Here is a 4,280-nt window from a genome sequence, read left to right on the forward strand (position 1 = left end):
GTTCTGCGGTGCGAAGGTCTCGACGATGATCAACCGCTCCCAGTTCGCTAGGCCGCGCAGCATGCCGGCCTCCTTCGATTGGGCGCCGTCGTTGAGCCGGCGACGAACTTGCGGGTCGGCCAGCGCGGCTAACCGCTCGGGCACCGGCAGGTGCATGATGTCGCGCCAGCCGGGCAGCCCGTCGAGCACGAAGCCGGTGAGGAACGACAGCCGGATCTTCATCGCGTGCGGCAGGGTGAGCGCGACTACCCGGCCGCCGCGTTCGGCGGCGACCTCGGAGGCGTGCAGCTGCCCCTGGTGCCCGGCGGGGTTCGCCGCCGAGACGCCAAGCAGATTCCAGTTGAGCGGACGGCCCGCCGCCACCGACATATCGGTGAACAGCGCGACCTCGTCGTCGGAAAAGCCTTGCAGGCAGCCGGGAATAATCGCCTCGAGCGTGGTGCCCGGGTAGTCGCGGACGCCGCCGGCCAACGCCAGCAGCTCGTCGCGGGACGCGCTGCGTGACGGCACCGGCTGGCCGGAGCCGTCATTGTGGGTTTGCGACTGCGACGTGGAAAACCCGAGCGCGCCATCGGCTAATGCCTCATGCAGCAGCGAGACCATCCGATCGACTTGCGCAGGGGTCGCCTGGCCGCCGACGGCGTCCTCCCCCATCGCCGCCAGCCGAAGCGCCGAATGCCCAACCAGGAAGCCGGCATTGACGGCGATGCGGCCGTCGAACCGTTTCAGCCAGTCGCCGAATGACGCCCACTGCCAGTCCAGCCCGGCGCGTAACGCATCGAGCGGCATGCCCTCGACCCGTGCCAGCATTCGGGTGAGGTAGTCCTGTTGGTCGGCCGCCACCGGCGCCAGGGTGAACCCGCAGTTGCCACCGAAGACCGTGGTAACGCCGTGCTGCACCGACGGGCTGGCGGTCGGGTCCCAGAACAGCTGGGCGTCGTAGTGGGTGTGCAGGTCGACGAAACCGGGCGCCAGCGCCTGTCCTTGAGCATCAATGGTTTTCGTGGCCATATCATCAACGTCGCCAACCGCCACAATCCGCCCGTCGCTGATACCGACGTCGCCGTGGCGCGCGGGCGCGCCTGTGCCGTCAACGATTTCAGCGTCGCGGATGAGCAAGTCGAGCATGGGGCCTCCTACGCTGTGGTTAGCCACCCCTCGTCCGGCAGCGGATGGCGAAAGAGCTCCGCGGCATTGCGGTGGGTGATCCGCGCGGCATCCTGTGCGGACAGGCCCGCGACATTGCGTGCCACGACCTCTTGGGTGTCCGGCCAGGTCGAGTCCGCGTGCGGGTAGTCACTCTCGACCAGAATGCGCTGGGCGCCAATCGCGTCCAGTGCGCCGAACGCCGACGGGTCGTCGATTGAGCAGAACCAGAAGTTGCGCCGCAGCACTTCGCTGGGTAACAGATCGCCCTTCCAGGATCCGCCCTCCCGGCCCGAACCAGAATGCGCCAGAACATAATCCGCTCGATCAGCCAGCATTGCCGCCCAGCCCAGCCCGCCCTCGGCGAGCGTGATGTTCAGTCGCGGGAAGCGGATCGGGATGCCGGACCAGAGCATGTCGGCGCAGGCGACCAGGCCGTTGACCGGGAACAGCGTGGTGATGGTCTCGAACGGGGTGTCCGGCGCGGGAATCGGCGCCCACTGGGCGGATCCGGTGTGCAGGCATACGACGGTGTCCGTCTCTTCGCAGGCGGCAAAAAACGGATCCCACGCTCCGCTGTGCAGGCTGGGAATCCCGCACTGGGCAGGCAGCTCCGGGAAGCTCACCGCCTTGAAACCGCGTGCGGCGTTACGGCGCAGCTCCTCGGCAGCCAGCTGTGGATCCGCCAGCCACGGCAGCTGCAGCGGAATGATCCGGTCCGGGAAGCTGCCGGCCCACACCTTCAGATGCCAGTCGTTCCAGGCCCGCAACACTGCGAGCCCCAGCTCCGGGTCGTCGCTCTTCCAGAACACCGTCCCGGCGAACCCCGCGATCAGCGACGGGAAATTCAGCGACGCCCAGATCCCGGCCAGGTCCATGTCAGCGATCCGGGCCTTGATGTCCCAGCAGCCGCGGCGCATCTCGTCGAAGCGGGCGGCCTCCATGCTCCAGTCCTCGCGCGGCCGCCCGACCACCGCGTTGAGCCCGATGTTGGGATAGTCGCCCTCCTCATAGCGCCATACCTGCCGGCCGTCGTCGGTCTCCACGATCCGCGGCGCCCGCTCGGCGAGCGCGGCAGGAAGCCGGCCGTCGAACATGTCGGGTGGCTCGATGACGTGGTCGTCGACGGAGATCAGGACGTGCTGGCGCTCGCGGGGAGCAGGATCTGGCAGCAGCGCCATACCTGATGACTATTGTCGGTTTTCGGCGACTGTCAATGCTATTTATACAATGAAAGCAAAGTTTGGATCGTGCGGTCAGGACGACAACGTGATCGCACCTTCGGGGCAGTTCTTCTCGGCCTCCGCAGCCTGCGCCTCGATGTCACCAGAGACGTTCTCGAGGAGCACGATCGCGTGCCCAACCTCGTCGGCATCGAAGACGTCCGGCGCCAATGTGTAGCAGCGCCCGTGCCCCTCGCAGCGATCTGCGTCGACACAGACTTTTGTCACGAGCGCCGCTCCTCCTCATCGCTTCGCTCTGCATCGTCGCCGGCGCGACTCACGTGGATACCGGGAAGGTCAGCGGCAGCGACTCCACAGACCTCAGCGCGGCGGTGTAAGTCAGCTCGGTGCCGGGCTTGATCTCGTAATCGGGGATACGCCGGTGGAATTCGCGCAACGCCACCCGCAGCTCCATGCGGGCCAGATGTGAACCGAGACAGCGGTGCGGGCCCCCGCCGAAAGCGCGGTGGCGGTTGGGGTTACGGCGGAAGTCGACCAGCTCCGGGTCGGGGAACTCGGCGGGGTCGGTGTTCGCGGCGCCCAGTAGCGGGCTGACGCGCTCCCCCTTGCTGATCGGGCAGCCGCCCACCTCGACATCTTGCATAGCGACCCGTGCGACGCCGGGAACCGGTGTCTCCCAGCGCAACAACTCTTCGATCGCGCTGGGCACGACGTCGGGTTGCTCGATGAGCTGATGACGGTGGTCGGGATGCCGGGCCAGGTACACGAAGAAGCAGTCGAGTGAGTCGGTCACCGTGTCGAGCCCCGCGATCAGGAAGAGGAAGCAGATGTCGAGGATCTCGTGGCGCGTCAGCGGTTCTCCCTCGACCCTGGCTGCGATCAGCGAGGACAGTACGTCGTCGCGTGGGCTGGCGATGTGGTCGTCGATCGCGCGCTCGAAGTAGTCGTAAATCTGTTGCGCCGTGGGTGCCGTGGCGTCGTGGCGATTGTCGTAGCCGGAAGCGCCGTCCGGCCGGATCACACCGTCCTTCCATTCCAGGAATTGGTTCAGGTCTTCCAACGGCAGGCCGAGCAACTGCAGAAACACCGTGCACGGCAGGGGCACCGCGAACTCTTCATGGAAGTCGCATTCGCCGCGATCGGCGAAGCGGTCGATCATCTCGTTCACCAGCTCGGTGACGAGCGGTTCACGTCGGGCCATCTCCCGCGGGGTGAACAACGGATCGAGGATGCGGCGGTACTTCGCATGCTCGGGCGGGTCGATTTGCAGTGGGATCAGCGGCCGCACGTTGCCCAGATCGACGGCATCCATGTTCGACGAGAACAATTCGGTGCGCTTGAGCGCCATCTCGATATCAGCCAGGCGGCTGAGCACGACCGCCTGTGGCGACCGGAATACCGGGGTCGACTCACGCAACGCCTTGTACATCGGCTGCGGCTCAGCGAGACCCGCCATCGCCTGGTCGACGTACCCTTCGGTGTCTGCCATGCGGTCAGCCTGACACCAACATCGCTATTTAGGCAATGATTGATTAATTGGGCAATGCGCGGCGACGAAATCTATTGCGGGGCTGGCTGGCGCACGAACGCCCGCGGCTGGGTGAACGCCCGGATGCCGTCGGCCCCGAGTTCACGGCCCAGGCCCGATTGGCCCACGCCGCCGAACGGCAGCCGCGGGTCCTGCGCGGCCATGCCGTGACAGTTGACGCTGACCGTGCCGGCAACCAGCTGAGCCGCGACGCGGTCGGCGAGCGCGTCGTCGCCGGTCCAGATCGACGCGGTGAGACCGAAGTCGCCTGCGTTAGCCGCGGTGATCGCGTCGTCGAGACTCCGGTAGCCAAAGATCGGCAGCACCGGCCCGAACTGCTCCTCGGTGGCCAGCGGCGCATCGTCCGCCAGATCCGTCACCACGGTCGGCAGTACGAAATGCCCGCCGGCATCGGCGTCGGC

The 4,280-nt window shown here is 66.7% G+C and carries 5 protein-coding genes; all 5 read right to left on the reverse strand.

What is annotated here, in order from left to right; genetic code table 11:
• On the reverse strand, positions 1-1,128 hold a 1,128-nt coding region (locus WAN71_RS23540), incomplete at its 3' end, for an N-acyl-D-amino-acid deacylase family protein (RefSeq protein ID WP_422227640.1).
• A gap of 8 nt (positions 1,129-1,136) precedes the next feature.
• Positions 1,137-2,327 (reverse strand): amidohydrolase family protein, encoded by a 1,191-nt coding sequence (locus WAN71_RS23545; RefSeq protein WP_422227641.1) that lies wholly within the window; start codon positions 2,325-2,327, stop codon positions 1,137-1,139.
• A 75-nt stretch (positions 2,328-2,402) separates the two neighbouring features.
• Positions 2,403-2,597 carry a ferredoxin gene (locus WAN71_RS23550; protein WP_422227642.1) on the reverse strand — a complete coding sequence of 65 codons (195 nt, stop codon included), beginning with the start codon at positions 2,595-2,597 and terminating at the stop codon, positions 2,403-2,405.
• A 49-nt stretch (positions 2,598-2,646) separates the two neighbouring features.
• Positions 2,647-3,819, reverse strand: a complete 1,173-nt coding sequence (locus WAN71_RS23555) for a cytochrome P450 (protein WP_422227643.1) — start codon at positions 3,817-3,819, stop codon at positions 2,647-2,649.
• Positions 3,820-3,890: 71 nt separating this feature from the next.
• Positions 3,891-4,280, reverse strand: a 390-nt coding sequence (locus WAN71_RS23560; RefSeq protein ID WP_422227644.1) for an aldehyde dehydrogenase family protein, incomplete at its 5' end; no start/stop codon positions are given.

It is taken from the genome of Mycobacterium sp., from assembly GCF_049280035.1.
Taxonomy (GTDB): domain Bacteria; phylum Actinomycetota; class Actinomycetes; order Mycobacteriales; family Mycobacteriaceae; genus Mycobacterium.

Bases quoted from the DNA above. Each gene is read 5' to 3' on its own strand.
- WAN71_RS23545 (WP_422227641.1), bottom strand. From the start codon at position 2,327: ATGGCGCTGCTGCCAGATCCTGCTCCCCGCGAGCGCCAGCACGTCCTG.
- WAN71_RS23555 (WP_422227643.1), bottom strand. From the start codon at position 3,819: ATGGCAGACACCGAAGGGTACGTCGACCAGGCGATGGCGGGTCTCGCT.